The sequence below is a fragment of the Pseudooceanicola aquaeponti genome, from assembly GCF_050897975.1.
Classification (GTDB): Bacteria; Pseudomonadota; Alphaproteobacteria; order Rhodobacterales; family Rhodobacteraceae; genus Pseudooceanicola.
The window spans coordinates 30,385-49,028 of record NZ_JBPAXY010000010.1 but is presented as its reverse complement, the minus strand read 5'-3'; the positions used below and the strand labels follow the sequence as shown (position 1 = coordinate 49,028).

Below are 18,644 nucleotides of genomic sequence, written 5' to 3'. Positions count from 1 at the left end.
GGACGTCACAAAGACCACCAAAATCCCAGGGGGCCCAACAAGGAGAAACCCATGAAGAAAATCCTGCTCGCCACCACCCTGATGCTGCCGCTGGCCGCGCCCGCGATGGCCGAAGGCTCGCTGAACATCTACGCCTGGGCCGACAGCATCTCGCCCGAACTGATCGAGAAGTTCAGCGAAGAGACCGGCATCACCGTCAACGTCGACAGCTTCTCGTCGAACGAAGACGCGCTGACCAAGCTGCAAGCGGGTTCCTCGGGCTACGACCTGGTCACCCCCTCGCAGCACTTCGTCAAGATCATGATCGACGAAGGCCTTCTGGAGGACATCGACGCCAACGAAATGGCCGCCTACGGCCAGCTGGACGACCGTTGGTCCGGCCAGTGGTGGGATCCCGAAAACGACTATTCCATCCCCATGGCCTATGGCACCGCCGGTTTCGCCGTGAACCGTGACCTTTACGACGGCCCCGTCGACAGCTGGTCGGTGATCTTCGAACCCACCGATCTGGCCGGGTCCATCGCCATGCTGTCCTACCCCGACGAGGTGGTGTCCGCCGCGCAGCTTTACACCGGCGTCGAGTACTGCTCGGAAGACCGCGCCGAGATGAAGAAGGTCTTCGACCTGCTGATGGCGCAGAAACCCTCTGTCGCCGCCTATACCTCGGACAATATCGAGAACCGTCTGGGCTCGGGCGAGGTTGCCGCGCACTTCTGGTGGGACGGTAACGTGCTGCGCCTGCGCAACTCGGGCGCCAATGTCGAGTTCGCCATGCCCAAAGAGGGCCTCGTGGGCTGGCTGGACAGCTACGTGGTGCCCGCCGGTGCCGCCAATGTCGACAACGCCAAGGCCTTTATCGAGTTCATGTCCGAAGTCGACAACGCCACGGCGCAGTACAACTACTACGCCCACTCCTCGCCGGTGGCGATCGACGAAGCAACCGCCGTCTACACCCCCGAGAACGCGCCCGAGCTGTTCCCGACCGTGCCGGTGATCTTCGCCCAGGCCTGCTCGCCCGCGGCGCAGGATCTGGTGACCAAGGTCTGGACCGACCTGCTGCAATAAGTGCTGCCCCCTCTCCCGCCCGGCGCGTCCGGGCGGGGGATCCCTGCGAAAGGCCCTGCCCCCTTGGACGACCTGTTGATCACCAATGCCCGCCGCATCGCCGATGGCGCGCCCCTGTCCGTGGCCGTCAAGGACGGGCGGATCACCCGCGTCAACGGGCCCATGGCCGAGGCGGCCCAGGTGATCGACGCGGGCGGGCGCTGGATCGGGCCGGCCTTCGTGGAAAGCCATCTGCATATCTTTTCCGGCGGCGTGGCGCTGAACCGGCTGAACCTGGCCCATGTGCACGACGAGGCCACCCTGGCCGCCGAGCTGCGCACCTGGGCCGAAACCCGCGCCGATCTGCCGCTGATCTGCGGTTACGGCGCCAATTACGACCTGGTGGGCGCGGGCCGCCGCCCCGACCGCCATATCCTGGACGCCATCCTGCCCGACCAGCCGCTGTTCATCGTCTCGACCGACCTGCACGCGGGCTGGGCCAATACCGCCGCCCTGCGCGCCTGCGGTTTCATGGATCAGCTGCCCGATCTGCAAGGCGCCGAGGTGGTGCTGGGCCCCGACGGCCTGCCGAATGGCGAGCTGCGCGAGAACGGCGCCATGGATCCGGTCTATGCCCTGGACCTGAACGGCGGGCGCGAGAACCTCGGGATCGGCGGCCATGATCCCGGCCCGGTCAGCGAGGCCGACCGCCGCGCCGACAAGCTTGCCATTCTCGACGCGCTGACCGCCTGTGCCGCCCAGGGGATCACCCTGGCGGTGAACATGGACGGCAACCTGTATCAGGCGGACCTGTTCACCGAGCTGGCCCGTGACGACCTGCTGCCGATCCGTGTCTCGCTGCCGATGACCATCGCGCCCGATCATGACGACGCCCGCATTGCCGCCCTGCTGGAGGCCGCGGGCCGCGGACCTGTCGGCAAGCTCAGCTTCGGGCGGGTGAAGATGTTCATGGACGGGGTCTTTGACACCTGGACCGCGCTGCGCACCGATGATTACCCCGACCGCCCGGGCTTTCGCGGCGACCCGCTTTTCGCGCCCGAGCGGTTCGCCGAGATCTGCACCCGCGCCGATGCGGCGGGGCTGCAAATCGCCACCCATTGCGTTGGCGACGGCGCGGTGCGCGCGGTGGTCGACGGCTATGCCGCCGCCGCCCGGGCCAACGGCTTGCAGGGCACCCGCCACCGCATCGAACACCTGGACATGGTCCACCCCGCCGAGGTGCCCCGCATCGCCGAGCTGGAGATCACCGCCTCGATGCAGCCGGTGCATCCGCCGGGCTCGGCCGGGCTGCCGCTGGAGCCGACGATCTCGATCATGGGCCGCGACCGCTGGCGCGACACCTTCCTCTGGGCGCGGCTGCGCGCCGCCGGCGTGCCCCTGGCCTTTGGCACCGACTGGCCGGTCTCGCCCCTGTCGCCCATGGGGGCGATCCACGCCGCCCTCAGCCGCAAGACCTGGGCCGAGGAGGTGCCCGATCAGCGCCTGCCCCTGGCCGAGGTCTTTGCCGCCTATACCGCCGGCGGCGCCCGCGCCGATCACAAGGACGGCCTGCTGGGCCGTCTGGCGCCCGGCCTGTCCGCCGATCTGATCCTGCTGGACGGCGACCCGCGCCGCCTGATCTGCACCCCCGAGGCCTGCACCGTGGCGCTGACCCTTTGTGCGGGTCGCACCGTGCACGATACCCTGTCGGGCTAGGCCCGCGACCCGACCCCTTTCCCGGCCGGGCGCCCGCGCGCGCCCCGCCCCACCCTGAAGTCCCCGGAGGCCAAGATGGCGCATACCCGTATCCGCAAGTTCAACACCAAGGAAACCTACCCCGAGCAGAACCTGGACAACGACCTGTGCCAGGCCGTCGTGGCGCAGGGCAAGATGGTCTTCCTGCGCGGCCAGTGCCCGCAGAACCTGGACGACGCAAAGAACATCGAAAGCCATGACCCGGTCGAACAGGCCCACAAGGTGATGCAGAACATCAAGCAGCTGATGGAAGAGTGCGGCGGCGGGATGGAACACGTCTGCCGGGTGCAGGTCTTCCTGACCGACGTGCGCCACCGCGAGGCCGTCTATCGGGTGATGGGCGAATACATCAAGGGCGTGCACCCCGTCTCCACCGGCCTGGTCGTCACCGCCCTGGCCCGCCCCGACTGGCTGGTCGAGATCGAAGCCACCGCCGTCATCCCGGAGTAATCGCATGACCTTTTCCCTCGTCGCCCGCTGCGCCGAGACCGGCATGTTCGGCGTCGCCGTGTCGTCTTCCTCGCCCGCCGTGGCGGCGCGTTGCGCCTATGCGCGGGCGGGCGTCGGCGCGGCCTCTTCGCAGAACGTCACCGACCCGACCCTGGGCCCGCTGGCGCTGGACCTGATGGAACAGGGCCTGAGCGCGGCAGAGGCCGTGGCCCAGGTGCAGGCGCGCGGGCGCTTCATCGAGTACCGCCAGGTGCTGGTGATCGACGCCCAGGGGCGCACGGCGATCCATTCGGGGCCGAACTCGCTTGGCATCTTCACCGAGGCCCACGGGCGCGACGTGGTCTCGGCTGGCAACATGCTGGCCGACCCGGGCGTGCCCCAGGCCATCGTCGACGCCTTCGAGGGCGCAGCGGGCCACCTGGGCGACCGGCTGATCGCCGCGATGCGCGCAGGCCTGGCCGCGGGCGGCGAGATGGGCCCGGTGCATTCGGCGGGGATGAAGCTGGTCGACCGTGTGGCCTGGCCCGTGGCCGACCTGCGCTGCGACTGGACCGAGGACTGCCCGATCGAGGCCATGGCCACCGCCTGGGAGGTCTACAAACCCCAGCTGGACGCCTATGTGCAACGCGCCCTCGACCCGCGCGAGGCCCCCTCTTACGGCGTGCCCGGCGACGAATAACGCGCCCGGGCGCGCGACCCGCGCGCCCCTCCCATGATGTCCCGGCCCGCCTCAGGGCCGGGTGCCACAGCAGCAGAAAGCCGATCCCATGACCCTGACCCATGCCGACTGGACCGCGAAGGCCGCCGCCCTGACCTTCCGCAACCAGGCCTATATCGACGGCGCCTTCGTCGATGCGATCTCGGGCGCCACCTTCGACACGATCAACCCCGCCACCGGCGCGGTGCTGACCCAGGTCGCCGCCTGCGATGCGGCGGATGTGGATCTGGCCGTCGCCGCGGCCCGCCGCGCCTTCGAGGGCGGGGCCTGGTCGCGCATGGACCCCGCCGGGCGCAAGGCCGTCTTGCTGAAACTGGCCGATCTGATCCGCGAAAACCTCGAAGAGTTCGCCCTGCTGGACACGCTGGACATGGGCAAGCCGATCACCGAGACCTCGACCGTCGACGTGCCCGGTTCCGCCCATTTCTTCCAATGGTACGCCGAGGCGATCGACAAGCTCTATGACGAGGTCGCCCCGACCGCGCCCGGCGACCTGGCGCTGGTGCGCCGTGTGCCCCTGGGGGTCGTGGGCGCCGTGGTGCCCTGGAACTTTCCCCTCGACATGGCCACCTGGAAATCCGCCGCCGCCCTGGCCGCGGGCAACTCGGTCGTGCTGAAACCGGCGGAACAGTCGCCGCTGTCGGCGCTGTTCCTGGCGGAACTGGCGACCGAGGCGGGCATCCCGGCGGGTGTCTTCAACGTGGTGCCGGGCTTTGGCGCCACGGCGGGCAAGGCCCTTGGCCTGCATATGGATGTAGATTGCCTGGCCTTCACCGGCTCGACCGCCACCGGCAAGATGTTCATGGAATACTCGGGCCAATCGAACCTGAAACAGGTCTGGCCCGAGACGGGCGGCAAATCCCCCAACATCGTCTTCGCCGATTGCGCGGACCTGGAAGCCGCCGCCGACATGGCCGCCTTCGGCATCTTCTTCAACCAGGGCGAGGTCTGTTCCGCCAACTCGCGCCTTTATGTCGAACGCAGCATCCACGACCAGTTCGTCGCCCTGCTGAAGGCCCGGGCCGAGGCCCGCGTACCGGGCGACCCGCTGGACCCGGCCACCACCCTGGGCGCCATCGTGGACGAGAAACAGACCCAAGGCATCATGGCCCGCATCGAGGCCGGCAAGACAGGCGCGCGTCTGGTGACGGGCGGCGAGCGCGTCACCGTGGACGGCAAGGGCTGTTTCGTGCCGCCGACGATCTTTGCCGACGTGGCCCAGGACGACGCGCTGGTGCAGGAGGAAATCTTTGGCCCCGTGCTGACCGTGATCCCCTTCGACACCGAAGAGGAAGCCATCGCCATGGCCAATGACAGCATCTATGGGTTGGCGGCGTCTGTCTGGACCGACAACCTCAGCCGCGCCATCCGCGTCTCGGACGCGCTGATGGTCGGCACCGTCTCGGTGAACACCGTCGATGCCCTGTCGGCCCAGACCCCCTTCGGTGGGATGAAACAGTCGGGCTTTGGCCGCGACCTGTCGCTGCATTCGCTGGAGAAATACACGGCGTTGAAAACCACCTGGATCAAGTACAAGCTGTAGGTTCAGGCGCATGGAGAAGAGGCCCAACATGATCCGGTACACCCTGCGGCAGCTCGAATATTTCGTGGCCGTGGGTGAGGCGGGCAGCATCATGTTGGCCGCTGGCAAGGTGAATGTCTCTTCTCCCTCGATCTCGGCGGCGATTTCGCAGCTGGAGACCGAGTTCGGGATGCCGCTGTTCGTGCGCCAGCACGCCCAAGGGCTGTCGCTGACCCAGGCCGGGCGGACCCTGATGGAACAGGCCAAGGTGGTGCTGCGCGAGGCCGACCGGCTGGTCGATCTGGCGGGCGACATCTCGGGGCAGGTGCGCGGGCCCATTGCCGTGGGCGGGATGCTGACCTTCGCCCAGGTGGTCCTGCCGCCGCTGCGAAAGGACTTCGTCGACGCCTATCCCGACGCCCGGTTTACCCAGGTGGAACTGGACGCCAACGAGCTGGTGTCGGCCCTGCGCCGGGCCGAGATCGACGTGGCCCTGGGCTATGACCTGGTGCTGCCGCCGGACATGAAGTTCGTCCCCCTGCTGGACCTGCCGCCCTTCGTGCTGATCGCCGCCGGTCACCCGCTGGCCGACCGCCACGAGATCGCGGTGGAAGAGCTGCGGCAAGAGCCGATGGTGCTGCTGGATCTGCCGCAAAGCTCGGATTATTTCCTGTCGTTCTTCCATGAAAAGGGCATCAAGCCCGCGATCACCGAACGCTCGCGCGATATCGCGGTGGTGCGCAGCCTGGTGGCCAATGGATTTGGCTATTCCATCGCCAACATGCGGCCCCTGAACGGCGTGTCGCCCGATGGCAAGCCGCTGCGCTTTATCCCGCTGGCGGGCAATTTGCGGCCCATGACCATGGGCTTGATGATGACCCACCAGGCGGAAACCACCAACGTGGTGCGCAGCTTCGTGGAATTCGCCCAGACCTGGTTCCGCGACGGCTTCATGCCCGGGCAGTTGCCCCATGAGGTCAGCGGTCCGCAGGCGAGCCCAGCATCGGCAGAAGCAGGGAAAAAAGCTGCGCCTGAGAGCTGATGGCGAGCCGGGCGTAAAGCTGTTTGCGAAAGACCTTCACCGTGTCGGGGCTCAGCGACAGGTGCAGCGCGATGGAGGCGGTGGAATGCCCCTTGAGAATCAGAAAGGCGACCTGCGCCTGGCGCGGGGTCAGGGCAATTCCCAACTGCCCGGCGACATTGGCGCGCAGCTGCTCGGCCACGCTGTCGCCCGGGGCCTGGGGGGGCGTCTCGGCCCCGCCAAGGCCCGCCCAATGGCGCCGCGCCAGCGCCAGACAGACCGGCGCCAGCCCGCGCGCCCGGGCCAGATCGCGGGCGGTGAAGCGCCGCCCCGACGAGGCATCGCGGCCCAGGCACAGGGTCACCGTCACCCCCGGCGCGGGCCGGGCCAGAAAGGCCAGCTCGTCCGTCAGGGTCGTTCCCTGGTAATAGGTCAGGAAATAGTCGCCGCGCATGAAATGGTCCGGCGCCACATCGCCCAGCCGGTACAGGCCATCCGTCGCGCCGTCGAGGTGCAGCTGATGGAAGGGATCCAGCAGATAGGCCCCCTTCAGATAGGCGCTGCCCAGGCGTTCGTGCACCCGGGCCTCGGCGGCGTCCAGGTGCAGCACCCGGGGCCGGTCGCGCCCGGGATAGGCCAGCATGGTGATATTGTCGAAGGCCACCGCGCCGCGCAGCCACCAGGCCAGCGCCGCTTCGAATCCCGGCGCGGTCAGCAGGTCTATCGCCGCCGCCAGGCGGGTGTCGGCGCTGTCGTCGGGCGCGGTCTGGGTCATTGGGGGGCCTCGGGTCACTCCTTGGGGGTATATACCCCCCAAAACGCCCACCTTAGAAGCAGAAAGTGAATTGCGGGGGTATGCCCCGCCCCCTTGCCAGACCCGGAGATGCAGATGACCGTGATGCCCGACACCCGCCAGATCCTCGACCAGGACGCCCACCTGATCCAATCCTTCGCCGATCTCGACGCGCTGAAGGCCCAGGGCGCGCGCACGGTGATTTCCAAGGCCAAGGGCGCCCATGTCTGGGACAGCGACGGCAACAAGATGATCGACGGCATCGGCGGGCTTTGGTGCGTCAACATCGGCCATGGCCGCGAAGAGATGATCGAGGCCATCGCCGGGCAGCTGCGCGAGCTGGACTATTACTCGACCTTCTACAACTTCACCCACCCCAAGGCCGCCGCCCTGGCCGAGAAGATCGCGCAGCTGGCGCCGGGGCATCTGAACAAGGTGTTCTTCTCCAACTCCGGCTCGGTCGCCAATGACAGCGCCATTCGGATGCTGCACCACTACAACATCCGCAAGGGCCGCCCCGAGAAGCGGCAAGTGCTGTCGCGCATCGGCGCCTATCACGGCTCGACCTACCTTTCGATGGCGATGACCCAGCCCAGCAACTCGGTCGGCTGGACCTCGGCCGCTGACGGTCTGGTGCACCACCTGCGCAGCCCCCACTTCTGGCGCGAGGCGGGCGAGATGACCGAGGCCGAGTTCCTCGACGCGCTGATCCTCGATCTGGAAACCTCGATCGACCGCATCGGCGCGGGCAATATCTGTGCCTTCATCGCCGAGCCGATCCAGGGCGCCGGTGGCGTCATCACCGCGCCCCAGGGGTACCACCGCCGCGCCTGGGAGGTCTGCCAGGCCAATGACATCAAATATGTCGCCGACGAGGTGGTCACCGCCTTTGGTCGCCTGGGCCATATGTTCGCCTCGCAGGATGTCTTCGGCATGACCCCCGACGTGATCAACACCGCCAAGGGGCTGACGTCCGGTTACCAGCCGCTGGCCGCCACCATCGTCTCGGACGAGATCCACGAGGTGATTTCCGCCCCCGACGGCTATTTCCTGCACGGGCTCACCTACTCGGGCCACCCCGCCGCCGCCGCCGCCGCCCTGACCAATATCGAGATCATGGAGCGCGAGCAGATCCCCGAGCGCGTCCGCACCACCGGCGCCTATTTCGAGAAACGTCTGCGCGAGCTGATGGATATCGAGCTTGTCGGCGAGGTGCGCGGCAGCCATTTCATGATGGGGATCGAGTTCGTGAAGGACCGCGCCACCAAGGAAAGCCACCCCGACGCGGCCCAGGTCGGCACCAAGGTGGCCCGTGCCTGCCAGAAACGGGGGCTGATCGCCCGGCCCCTGGGCAACGTGCTGATCCTGTCGCCCACGCTGATCATGGATGAACCCATGATCGACGACATCGCCGGCATCCTGCGCGATGCCATCACCGAGGTTGCCGCGGGTCTTTGACCTGCGGCCACCGCCACCGACGAAAGACCCCCTGAAAGATCATGGACAGCCTCAGCCTACTGGAAACGCTTGTTGCCTTCGACACCACGGCGCGCACTTCGAACCTCGCGCTGATCGACTTTGTCGAGACCTACCTGACCGAGCGCGGCTTTCGCGTGACCCGGGTGATGGCCCCCGAAGGCGACCGCGCCGGGCTATATGCGGCGATCGGGCCGGAAGGTCCGGGGGGCGTGATGCTGTCGGCCCATACGGATGTGGTGCCGGTCACGGGCCAGGCCTGGACCCGCCCGCCCTTCCAGCTGGCCCGCGAGGGCGACCGGCTGTACGGGCGGGGCACCACGGACATGAAGGGGTATCTCGCCGCCATGCTGGCCCTGGCGGACAAGGCGGCAGGCGCCGATCTGGCCGAGCCGCTGAAGCTGGCGATTTCCTATGACGAGGAAATCGGCTGCGTCGGGATTCAACAGATGATCGACCAGCTGGAACCCGCCATCGGCCTGCCGCGTGTCTGCTTCGTGGGCGAGCCGACCCAGATGCAGGTCACCCTGGGCCACAAGGGCAAGGCCGCCTTCCGCGCCATTGCGCACGGCCAGTCGGGCCATTCCGCCCTGGCGCCGCAGTTCACCAACGCCCTGCACCTGGCCGGTGACTTCCTGGCCGAACTGCGCGCCCTGCAAGATCACTACGCCCGCGAGGGCACCCGGGACATGGCCTATGGCGTGCCCTATTCCACCGTCCATGTGGGTACGCTGACCGGCGGAACCGCCCTGAACATCGTGCCCGACCGGGCCGAGATGACCTTCGAGTTCCGCCACCTGGCCGCCGACGATCCCGACACCCTGCGCGCGCAGATCCATGGCGCCGCCGAGCGGGTCAGCGCCGCTTACCCCGAGGGCGCCCATATCGAGGTGGCAGAGGTCAACGCCTATCCTGGCCTCGATCAGGCCGAGGACGCCCCGGTGGCCACCTTCGCCAAGGCCATGGCGCAGACCAACAGCGTGACCAAGGTCGCCTTTGGCACCGAGGCCGGGTTCTTCGAGGCCCTGGGCATTCCCACCGTGGTCTGCGGCCCCGGGTCGATGGACGGCCAGGGGCACAAGCCCGACGAATATATCGAGCTGGACCAGCTACGCGCCTGCGACGCCATGCTGGCGCGGGTGCTGGACAGCCTGCGCGCCTGATCCCCCCTGCCCCGGCATGGACACCCCCGGCGGCCCTGCGGCCCCGGGGGTTTTCTGTCGCGCCCCGGCGGATGAAAAAATGCCTCCCCGAAGGGAGGCAGTCAGGGAGGGTATTGTCGCGGCAGGCTGGGATGGATGTCGGCCTGCCGCGCCGGTTCGCGACCATCGGGGGAGAGAGCCCGGACGCAAACGGGAACTCAAAGCCGCTGTTCGGTCTCTTGCGAAAACAGCGAGGCAGTGCCGGGGTAATAGAAAAGCGGCACGGTCGAGCCAGAGGGGTAATGCACCGCGCCCGGCACGCTGAAGGAACAGCGCTTGCCCGCGATCTCGCACCAGATGATCGAGTTGGGGCCCAGCTCCTCGCACATGTCGATTTTCGCCTCCAGTCGGTTGGCGCCCTCGGGCAGATCGCCCTCCAGCACGAACAGCTGTTCCGGGCGCAGGCCCAGCAGAACCTTGCCGCCCGCGCCCTCGGGCAGCGGATAGCCCGCGACGGACTGGGTCGTGCCGTCCGACAGGGTCAGCTGCTGACCCGTCAGGGTGCCGTCCAGAAGGTTCATCGACGGGCTGCCGACGAAATTGGCCACGAAGAGGTTCGCCGGGGTGTTGTAGACCTCGGACGGGGTGCCGACCTGCTGGATATGGCCCGCCTTCATGACCACGATCCGGTCGGCCAGGGTCATGGCCTCGATCTGGTCGTGGGTGACGTAGACCATGGTGCGTTGCAGCTCTTCGTGCAGGCGCTTGATCTCGATCCGCAGTTCCATCCGCAGCTTGGCGTCCAGGTTCGACAGCGGTTCGTCAAAGAGAAAGATGTCGACGTCGCGCACCAGGGCGCGGCCGATGGCGACCCGCTGGCGCTGACCGCCCGACAGATCCGCCGGGCGCCGTTTCAGCAGCGGCTCCAGTTGCAGGATGCGGGCGGCGTCCGCCACCTTGCGGGCGATTTCGTCCTTGGGGGTGCCCGCGACCTTCAGCCCGAACGACAGGTTCTGTTCCACCGTCATCCGGGGGTACAGGGCGTAGGACTGAAACACCATGCCGATCCCGCGGTCCTTGGGTTCGGCCCAGGTGACGTTGTTGTCGCGGATCCAGATCTGGCCGTCATGCAGGTCGGTCAGCCCGGCGATGGCCGAGAGCAGCGTGGACTTGCCGCAACCCGAAGGGCCAAGCAGCACGATGAACTCGCCCGGCTCCACCGACAGGTTCAGATCGGGCACCACCACGGTCTGGCCATAGGCGATCGAGGCGTTCTTGATGTCGAGAATGGGGGACATGTTCATCCTTTCACGGCGCCGGCGGTAATGCCGCGCACGAACCAGCGGCCGGAGACGAAATAGGCCAGCAGGGGCACGGCGGCGGTCAGCAGCGTGGCGGCCATGTTGACGTTGTATTGGACCTCACCGAAGGTCACGTTGACGATGTTGTTCAGCTGCACCATCATCGGTTGGTTCTCGCGCCCGGCGAAGACCAGCCCCAGCAGGAAGTCGTTCCAGATGGCGTTGAATTGCAGCAGCCCCGCCACCACCAGCATGGGGATGGCCATGGGCAGCATCAGGGCAAAGAAGATCCGCAGAAAGCCCGCCCCGTCGATCCGCGCCGCCTGGAACAGGTCGAAGGGCACCGAGGAATAGTAGTTGCGGAACAGCAGCACGGTCAGCGGCAGCGAGAACAGGATGTGCACCAGGATCACCGCCGACAGCGTGCCGTAGATGTCGAAATAGGCGATGATGCGCACCGTGGGATAGACGAAGACCTGCAAGGGGATGAACCCCGCCAGCACGATCACCCCGAACAGCAGATTGGCGCCCTTGGGTTTCCAGAAGCTCAGGATATAGCCCACGAAGGCGCCGATCAGCACCGAGATCACGGTGGCCGGCACGGTGATCTTGACCGAGTTCCAGAACCCCTGGCTGATGCCCGAACACTGATCCAGCCCGCAATCGTCCGACCAGGCGGCGCGCCAGGCGTCCCAATTCAGCTGGTCGGGCAGCATGAAGATCTGCGCCTGGCGCACCTCGTCCAGGGATTTGAACGAGGTCACGACCATCACGTAAAGCGGCAGGATGAAGAAGGCGGCCGTCAGGATCAGGAAGAGGTAAAGGCCAACGCGGCCCAGGTTGACGCCACCGGGCTTGCGGCCCGTGGCCTGGGGGTTGAAGGTCGGATTGGCCATGTCAGTGCCCCTTCCGTGCTTTTTTCTGCTGCGCGGCGCGCAGGTAGAAAATGGGAATGACAACCGCAAGCACGGTGATCAGCAGCACCGAGGCGCCGGCGGTGGCCAGGCCGATGTTCTGCCGGTTGAAAAGGTTGTCCATGATGAACTTGGCGGGCAGTTCGGTTGACGAACCGGGCCCGCCCTTGGTCATGGCGACCACCAGGTCATAGGTGCGGATGATGCCCATGAACAGCAGCGTGGCGGCGGTGGCCACGGCGGCGCGCATCTCGGGGATGATGATCGAGACATAGGTGCGCCAAAGCGGGATCCCCTCGACCCGGGCGGCCTGCCACAGGGATCCGTCGATGCCGCGCAGCCCGGCCAGCATCAGGATCATCGCCAGGCCCGCGCCCTGCCACAGCCCCGCCAGGGCCACCGCATAGATCGCGGTCTCGGGATGTTCGATCCAGTCGAAGGTAAAGCCGCCCCAACCCAGTTCGCGCAGGGTGTTCTGGATCCCCAGCGAAGGGTTCATCAGCCATTGCCAGACCAGCCCCGTCACCACGAAGGACACCGCCTGCGGATAAAGGAAGATGGTGCGCAGGGTGTTTTCAAAGCGGATCTTGCGATCCAGCGCCGCCGCAAGCAGAAAGCCCAGCACCAGACAGCCCACCACATAGGTCACGCAGAGCAGCCCCATGTTGACCATCGCCGTGTTCCAGCGGCGCGTGTCGAACAGCTTGATGTAATGGGTGAAGCCCACAAGCTCGCTCGACGGCATCGACCGCGAGGCGGTGAAGGACAGATAGAAGGTGTAGATCGCCGTGCCCACGAACAGGCCAAGCGCGGTGAACCACACCGGGGTGAGTGAGAGGAAGGCGGGCCAGTTCCGGAACCTCGGCGGGCGCGTGTCGCTTCTGGGTGTCATGGATCTCGTCTGTTCATCTGCCGGAAGAGGGCGGGCGCGGGCCGATACCTCGGCGATACGGGTTAACAAAGCTCCGGTGGCGCGCAGGGTCACGCCACCGGAATGCGCGGGATAGCGGGGTAACGGCCCCGCCACCATTCGGATCTTAGTAGGTCAGGGCGTCCAGGAACTCTTCCTGGAAGTCCTCGTGGCCGTAGGGGGCGGCCCAGAACTCGTTGATCAGGTCGGCCAGCTGACCCTGCACGATACGGGTGCTGACAATCGCCATGTCGGCGGCGATCTCGTTCGACTTCATCTTGTCGTTGGCCAGCTGCGCGCAGACGTCATAGCTGGACATATCCACGTCGGTCCGGGCGGGGAACGACCCCTTCAGGGTGGTAAAGCCCTTCTGCACCTCGGGGTTCAGCAGGGTTTCGGCCAGCGCCAGCTGTTCCGCGTCGCCCTGATCCACCTTGGGGAAGGTGAAGGCGTCGACCACGATCATCATATCCTGGATGCCGGGGGTAATGGCGCAGCCATAGTCGGTGCCGATCTCTTCGCCCGCGGCGATGAACTCGCCCTTGGCCCAGTCGCCCTGGAATTGCAGCAGCGCCTCGTCGCGGATCACCTGGGCGGTGGCGTCGTTCCAGTTGATGCCGGAAATGCCCTCGCCGACATAGTCGTGCAGACGGTCGAAGATGGCGACGGCCTCGAGGAACTCGGGCGACATCACGATCTCTTCGTTGCCGTTCTGAAGCATGTCGTTGTACTTCTCGGCGCCCAGCATCGAGACGGCGATCTGGTTGAAGACCTTGTTGGTCTGCCAGGACTGACCCGAGAAGGCCAGCGGCAGGATGCCCGCCTCTTTGGCCGCGTCCAGCATCTCAAAGAAGCCGTCCCAGGTGGTGGGCATCTCGGAATAGCCCAGCTGTTCGGCCAGCGGGATCGAGTAGAAGAACCAGCTTTCGCCATGCACCGAGATCGGCGAGTAGTAGTATTCGCCGTCGCCGACGAAGCCGCCCATGGCGTTCTTGATCAGCTCGGGCAGCGCGGCCTCGTCCTCGGCGGTGACGGCGGCGGTGACCGGCTGCATCAGGCCCTGTTCGATCAGGTCGGCGGCGTTGCGCCCGGCGATATAGAACTTGGCGGCCGGCGGATCGCCCGCCTGAAGGCGCGAGATGAAGGCGGCGTCGTCGTTTTCATAGCCCGCGATCGAGGCGTCGACCCAGGTCACGCCCTTTTCGGCCAGCGCGTCGATGACGACCTGCTTGCCGGCGGCTTCCGAGCCGGAGACCCAGCTGTTTTGCACCACGATGTCGTCCGCGACGGCGGCGCTGCCCATCAGGACGGTCGCCAGGGCGGTGGTATAGGCAAGTTTCATGTCAGTTCCCTGTGTTGGAAAGGAGAGGAGAGAGACGTTTCTTGTTGTCCCGATCAGCGCATCAGATGCGCGACCGAGGTTTCCACGAAGGCCAGGCTGTCGCGGATCGTGGCGACCGGGTCGGCCGATCCGTCCACTTCCAGCACCATCCAGCCTTCGAAGCCTGCGGCGGCATGGCCCGTGGCCCAGGCCTGCCAATGCACCCGGCCCTGGCCGAGGGTGCAGAAATACGCGCGGTGCAAGCCATGCACATCCGCGTCAATGGGAATATCCAGCGGCATGGGCCCGGTGGCATCCTTCCAATGGGTGATCACCAGGCGGTCCGCGTGGCGGTTCAGCACCGCCACCGGGTCGGCGCCGCACAGCAGCAGATGCGCGCTGTCGGGGCACAGACCCACGTACAGCGGATCGGTCAGCAGCATGAACAGATCGACATCGCGGGCGGTGCACATCACCGAATGCCCTTCGGTGTGCAGGGCCGCAGTCAGGCCCAGCTCGGCCACCGTGGCGCCGATCTCGTTGCACAGCTGCGCCAGCGGGCGGGCATAGTCGATATCGACGAACTGTACCGGGGCCGCGCCCTTGGTGCGGCGCATCGGCAGGCCGATCACCAGGGCCTGGCCGCCAAGCGGCGCCAGGAAGGCCGCCAGGGCGCGGGCATCGGCGCAGACCTCGGCGCGCACGGCGGGATCGGCCAGATCGCCGAAGCGCTCGAAGTCATGATAGAAACCCGACACGATGGACAGGCCCAGCTCGTCCAGCCTGGCCTTTACCCCCGCGACGCTGCCATAGGCGCGCAGCGCCATCTTGTAGCCAAGCGGCCCGATCGAGGTTTCCACCCCGCGCACGCCCGCCTCGGCCACGGCGCCCAGCATCTTGTCCCAGAAGGCGCGCGGGTCGGCCTCGGCCAGGGCGTTGATCCCGTCGACATCGGCGACCCCCCAGAAATCGGGGTGGTAGAAGGTGATCAGATCGACGGCATAGTTTCGGTCGGTCAAAGTCCGTTCCCTTGCATTCGGTGCCTTGCGGCCTGTCCGGCCTTTGCCCCGCCTCTTGTCCGGGCGGTTGCAGGGCCTGTTCACGCTGTGTGTGGTAACGTTTGCCAAACTGCCGCAGCGTTCAAGCGCTTTTCTGAGTCAGCCCGGGAGGTCTTTCCGGTGAATATGTATTTTTCCTGTCAGTTGCGCAAAATTTCGGCGCAAATCTGCAAACGTTTGCCAGCACAGCCGCCTTTGTGTCACCTCCGGTTTGCCAATCGGGCCGCCGCAGGGGATCTTGCAGGACCGGACGGACAAGGGCGATTCGATGTCAGACACGAAACAAAAGAGCGTTTCCCTGCATGACGTGGCAGAGGCCGCGGGCGTCTCGGTCTCGACCGTCAGCCGCGCCCTGGCCTTTTCCGACCGCATCAATGCCAAGACCCGGGCCCGCATCCTAGAGACGGTGCGCGAGCTGGGCTATCACCCCAACATCGCCGCGCGGAACCTGCGCCTGGGTCAGCCCAAGACGATCCTGGCGGTGATGCCCAACCACAAGGGCACCCAGATCACCACGGTGGCCAATGATGCCCAGATCGGCATCGAACAGGCGATCCGCGAACTGGGCTATACCCTGTCGGTGGTCAACATGCGCGACAGCGAGGCCACCGCCGATCACGTCCTGGATCTGGTCTATGGGCGGCAGGTATCGGGCACCATCATCCTGGCGGAGAACCCGATGGAGCTGAAGGGGCGCGGCCTGATCGACGCCGGGTTGCCCATCGTCAGCCTGACCGAGGATCTGACCCATCTGGGCATCTCTTCGGTGGTCTCCAGCGACCGCCAATCCATGATGGAAGCGGTCGAAATGCTGGCCGATCTGGGCCACCAACGCTTCTATTTCATCTCTGGGCCCCAGGGCAGCTATCACAGCCGCCAGCGCGAGGCCGGGGTGCGTTCGGCGCTGATCCGGCGCTTCGGCTCGGACGAGAACCTGGTGAAATATCGCGCCGATTTCGACGTTGAAACGGGCTGCGCCGCCGCGCGGCATTTCCTGACGCTGGAGGACCGGCCGACGGCGGTGATCTGCTGGGCCGACGAGGTCGCCATGGGGTTCCAAAGCGTGGTGCAAGAGGCCGGTCTGAAGATCCCCGATGACGTGTCGCTGGTCTCTTTCGACGGGCTTTGCGCGCTGCGCTACACGCAGCCGCCGATCACCACCTTCGACCAGAACGTGCGCGAGCTCGGCGCCCATGCGGCGCGGCTGCTGGTCGAGCTGATCGACAACGGCAGCCCGCAGGACGCCCAGTTGATCGAATACCCCGCCAAGATGTTCCCCGGCCGCTCGGTCGGGGCGCCGCCGCCGCACCCCAAGGGCTGACCGGGCGGCGGGTCGGGCGGCGCGCTGCCCGACCCTGTCGCGCCTCAGGCGGCGATGTCGGCCTCGCCCTTCAGGGCCTCGGCCGCACGGCGCGCCACCCGCAGGCTGTGGGCCATAACGGTCAGCGTCGTCCCCGTGACGCCGCAGCTGGCAAAGGCGCTGGCATCGGCCACGGTGACATTGGGAACCTCCCAGACCTGGCCCCATTCGTTCAGCACCGACCGGGCCGGATCCTGGCCCATGATCGCCCCGCCCGCCTCGTGGATGGCGGCGCCCATGCTCATGGATTTGTGGAAGAATTTGCGGAACAACAGGCGGCTGAGCGGGTCCAGCCCGGGGAAGGCGCCACGGCCCATCTCGCGCAGACCCAGGGGCGATCCGACGAACTCCAGCTCGGCACCCTGCTCTTGCAGCAGGGCGATCATCTCATCCTCGATCCGCCGCGCCAGCAGCTGCTCGTACTCGTGCATCTTGCAGCGGATATGCGGCGCGGGGATGCCCCAGGCGTCGGTCTTTTTCGGGTCCAGGGTGATGCGGTTGTCGGCATAGGGCAGGGTCGAGCCGAAGCAGAAGAACGAGATCCGCGCCGGCGCCTCCGGGTCGGCCACATCGGCCCGCCCGACAGAGCCTTGCGCGGCATATTCCAGCCGCTTGGTCATCGGGGTTTCGGCGCGCATCATGAAGAAACCACCGATCGAACCGTAGTAATCGTCGAAGTCGGGGAAGGTCTGCTGCCCCCGCCCGGCGGGGAAATCGCCCTGGCCGATGACCGGCACCTGATCCATGAAATAGCGGCCCAGCTGACCGGCATTGTTGCCCAGCCCCTCGGGGTGCTCGGCGCTGGTCGAGTTCAGCATCAGCCGCACCGTCTCGATCGGCGAGGCGGCCAGGATCACCGTCTGGGCGTGCAGGGTCAGCACCGCGCGGCTGTCGCGGTCGATGATCTCTACCCCGGTGGCGCGGCCCGCCTCGACCAGCACCCGGCGGGCAATGGCGTTATAGCGCACCGTCAGCCGCCCCGTGGCCTTGGCGGCGGCCAGCGGCGCCAGCATCCGGTCGCGGCGCGGCGGCAGGATGCGCCAGGGGATCACCGGGCGCTCGGGATGGGCCGCCTCGACCCCCGCCTTGAAGGTCTTCTCGGCCTCGGTCAGCGGCACCGGCGCCACCACCTTGCTGTCCGGGGTCGCGCGCAGCCCGTCGGCGTTGCCATGCAGGCCCAGAACCTCTTCGACCTCGTCGTAATAGGGCGCCATGTCGGCATAGCTGACCGGCCAGTCCAGCCCCAGCCCGGCCCGGGTCGCGGGTTTGAAATCGTCGTCCGACCAGCGGAACAGCACCCGGCCGAAGACATGGGTGCGCCCGCCCTCCTGCTGGCCGCGCACCCAGAGGAAAGGCGCGTCCTTCGGCGTGGTATAGGGGTGTTTCCAGTCGTTGACGTAGAACTTGGCGAACTGCCGGGCAAAGAACATCGCCCGCGCCTGCACCCCCTGCCCGGTCAGCGTGGCCAGGGCGCGCTCGATCAGGTTGACGGTGTTTTTCGGTTGCCGCTTGGCCTTCACGAAATCGGAAGGTTTCTTTTGCGGTCCCGCCTCCAGCAGCAGCACCGACAGGCCCTGAGCGGTCAGTTCCTGGGCGGCAACCGCCCCCGCGGCGCCGGATCCGACGATCAGCGCATCGTATTTCTGTTCAGACATGCAAATTCCAGACCTTCTGCGCGGGGCATCCCCCGTCATTTTGGCAAACGTTTGCAAGATTGCGCGGGCGGGCGCAATGGCCCGCCGCCGATTTCCCGGGGCGCGGGCGGCGCTACTGCCCAGCAATTCAGCAAATCGCAGGGGCCGTCGGGCAACAGACCGGGCGGCAACGCCGCGTCGCCCGCGCCGCGACGATTGTTTCGC

Annotated in this window: 16 protein-coding genes; 9 read left to right on the top strand and 7 right to left on the bottom strand. The window is 66.8% G+C overall.

The features are described from left to right. Positions 1-51: 51 nt before the first annotated feature. The 6 genes from ACRARE_RS21285 (at position 52) to ACRARE_RS21260 (ending at position 6,531) form a co-directional block, all read left to right on the top strand. Entirely contained in the window at positions 52-1,065 is a 1,014-nt protein-coding gene (locus ACRARE_RS21285; RefSeq protein ID WP_432658425.1) for an extracellular solute-binding protein, read from the top strand. 63 nt (positions 1,066-1,128) lie between these two features. Next, on the top strand, positions 1,129-2,760 hold the full coding sequence (locus ACRARE_RS21280; RefSeq protein WP_432658424.1) for an amidohydrolase: 1,632 nt from the start codon (positions 1,129-1,131) through the stop codon (positions 2,758-2,760). A 75-nt stretch (positions 2,761-2,835) separates the two neighbouring features. Beyond that, on the top strand, positions 2,836-3,249 hold the full coding sequence (locus ACRARE_RS21275) for a RidA family protein (RefSeq protein WP_432658423.1): 414 nt from the start codon (positions 2,836-2,838) through the stop codon (positions 3,247-3,249). 4 nt (positions 3,250-3,253) lie between these two features. Next, positions 3,254-3,928: a DUF1028 domain-containing protein gene (locus ACRARE_RS21270; protein WP_432658422.1), complete on the top strand. Its 675-nt coding sequence runs from the start codon at positions 3,254-3,256 to the stop codon at positions 3,926-3,928. A gap of 88 nt (positions 3,929-4,016) precedes the next feature. Continuing rightward, positions 4,017-5,510 carry an aldehyde dehydrogenase gene (locus ACRARE_RS21265; protein ID WP_432658421.1) on the top strand — a complete coding sequence of 498 codons (1,494 nt, stop codon included), beginning with the start codon at positions 4,017-4,019 and terminating at the stop codon, positions 5,508-5,510. Positions 5,511-5,538: 28 nt separating this feature from the next. Further along, positions 5,539-6,531 carry a LysR family transcriptional regulator gene (locus tag ACRARE_RS21260; RefSeq protein WP_432658420.1) on the top strand — a complete coding sequence of 331 codons (993 nt, stop codon included), beginning with the start codon at positions 5,539-5,541 and terminating at the stop codon, positions 6,529-6,531. Here the strand turns inward: ACRARE_RS21260 and ACRARE_RS21255 are convergent. Beyond that, positions 6,467-7,285, bottom strand: a complete 819-nt coding sequence (locus ACRARE_RS21255) for a helix-turn-helix transcriptional regulator (protein WP_432658419.1) — start codon at positions 7,283-7,285, stop codon at positions 6,467-6,469. The genes ACRARE_RS21260 and ACRARE_RS21255 overlap by 65 nt on opposite strands. A 114-nt stretch (positions 7,286-7,399) precedes the next feature. Here ACRARE_RS21255 and ACRARE_RS21250 point away from each other — a divergent pair, with 114 nt between their 5' ends. Then, entirely contained in the window at positions 7,400-8,761 is a 1,362-nt protein-coding gene (locus ACRARE_RS21250) for an aminotransferase class III-fold pyridoxal phosphate-dependent enzyme (RefSeq protein ID WP_432658418.1), read from the top strand. 41 nt (positions 8,762-8,802) lie between these two features. Beyond that, positions 8,803-9,942: an acetylornithine deacetylase gene (argE, locus tag ACRARE_RS21245; protein ID WP_432658417.1), complete on the top strand. Its 1,140-nt coding sequence runs from the start codon at positions 8,803-8,805 to the stop codon at positions 9,940-9,942. Between the two features lie 197 nt (positions 9,943-10,139). Here argE and ACRARE_RS21240 read toward each other — a convergent pair whose 3' ends face one another. The 5 genes from ACRARE_RS21240 to ACRARE_RS21220 form a co-directional block, all read right to left on the bottom strand. Next, a complete protein-coding gene (locus tag ACRARE_RS21240; protein WP_432658416.1) occupies positions 10,140-11,219 on the bottom strand; it encodes an ABC transporter ATP-binding protein in 1,080 nt (359 codons plus the stop codon). Positions 11,220-11,221: 2 nt separating this feature from the next. Beyond that, the gene (locus ACRARE_RS21235) at positions 11,222-12,118 is read right to left on the bottom strand and encodes a carbohydrate ABC transporter permease (protein WP_432658415.1); all 897 of its coding nucleotides are present in this window, start codon (positions 12,116-12,118) and stop codon (positions 11,222-11,224) included. Position 12,119: 1 nt separating this feature from the next. Then, the gene (locus tag ACRARE_RS21230) at positions 12,120-13,028 is read right to left on the bottom strand and encodes a carbohydrate ABC transporter permease (protein WP_432658414.1); all 909 of its coding nucleotides are present in this window, start codon (positions 13,026-13,028) and stop codon (positions 12,120-12,122) included. A gap of 145 nt (positions 13,029-13,173) precedes the next feature. Beyond that, complete coding sequence (locus tag ACRARE_RS21225; protein WP_432658413.1) at positions 13,174-14,388, bottom strand: ABC transporter substrate-binding protein; 1,215 nt, start codon at positions 14,386-14,388, stop codon at positions 13,174-13,176. A 53-nt stretch (positions 14,389-14,441) separates the two neighbouring features. After that, complete coding sequence (locus ACRARE_RS21220) at positions 14,442-15,386, bottom strand: sugar phosphate isomerase/epimerase family protein (protein ID WP_432658412.1); 945 nt, start codon at positions 15,384-15,386, stop codon at positions 14,442-14,444. 307 nt (positions 15,387-15,693) lie between these two features. On the opposite strand from ACRARE_RS21220, the gene ACRARE_RS21215 reads away from it, so the two are divergent. Next, the gene (locus ACRARE_RS21215) at positions 15,694-16,746 is read left to right on the top strand and encodes a LacI family DNA-binding transcriptional regulator (protein WP_432658411.1); all 1,053 of its coding nucleotides are present in this window, start codon (positions 15,694-15,696) and stop codon (positions 16,744-16,746) included. A gap of 44 nt (positions 16,747-16,790) precedes the next feature. Here ACRARE_RS21215 and ACRARE_RS21210 read toward each other — a convergent pair whose 3' ends face one another. Next, positions 16,791-18,440 (bottom strand): GMC oxidoreductase, encoded by a 1,650-nt coding sequence (locus tag ACRARE_RS21210; protein WP_432658410.1) that lies wholly within the window; start codon positions 18,438-18,440, stop codon positions 16,791-16,793. Between the last annotated feature and the right edge of the window lie 204 nt (positions 18,441-18,644).

Coding starts and splice junctions, on each gene's coding strand:
- ACRARE_RS21285 (WP_432658425.1), top strand. CDS start 52: ATGAAGAAAATCCTGCTCGCCACCACCCTGATGCTGCCGCTGGCCGCG.
- ACRARE_RS21275 (WP_432658423.1), top strand. CDS start 2,836: ATGGCGCATACCCGTATCCGCAAGTTCAACACCAAGGAAACCTACCCC.
- ACRARE_RS21270 (WP_432658422.1), top strand. CDS start 3,254: ATGACCTTTTCCCTCGTCGCCCGCTGCGCCGAGACCGGCATGTTCGGC.
- ACRARE_RS21265 (WP_432658421.1), top strand. CDS start 4,017: ATGACCCTGACCCATGCCGACTGGACCGCGAAGGCCGCCGCCCTGACC.
- ACRARE_RS21260 (WP_432658420.1), top strand. CDS start 5,539: ATGATCCGGTACACCCTGCGGCAGCTCGAATATTTCGTGGCCGTGGGT.
- ACRARE_RS21255 (WP_432658419.1), bottom strand. CDS start 7,285: ATGACCCAGACCGCGCCCGACGACAGCGCCGACACCCGCCTGGCGGCG.
- ACRARE_RS21250 (WP_432658418.1), top strand. CDS start 7,400: ATGACCGTGATGCCCGACACCCGCCAGATCCTCGACCAGGACGCCCAC.
- argE (WP_432658417.1), top strand. CDS start 8,803: ATGGACAGCCTCAGCCTACTGGAAACGCTTGTTGCCTTCGACACCACG.
- ACRARE_RS21240 (WP_432658416.1), bottom strand. CDS start 11,219: ATGTCCCCCATTCTCGACATCAAGAACGCCTCGATCGCCTATGGCCAG.
- ACRARE_RS21235 (WP_432658415.1), bottom strand. CDS start 12,118: ATGGCCAATCCGACCTTCAACCCCCAGGCCACGGGCCGCAAGCCCGGT.
- ACRARE_RS21230 (WP_432658414.1), bottom strand. CDS start 13,028: ATGACACCCAGAAGCGACACGCGCCCGCCGAGGTTCCGGAACTGGCCC.
- ACRARE_RS21225 (WP_432658413.1), bottom strand. CDS start 14,388: ATGAAACTTGCCTATACCACCGCCCTGGCGACCGTCCTGATGGGCAGC.
- ACRARE_RS21215 (WP_432658411.1), top strand. CDS start 15,694: ATGTCAGACACGAAACAAAAGAGCGTTTCCCTGCATGACGTGGCAGAG.
- ACRARE_RS21210 (WP_432658410.1), bottom strand. CDS start 18,440: ATGTCTGAACAGAAATACGATGCGCTGATCGTCGGATCCGGCGCCGCG.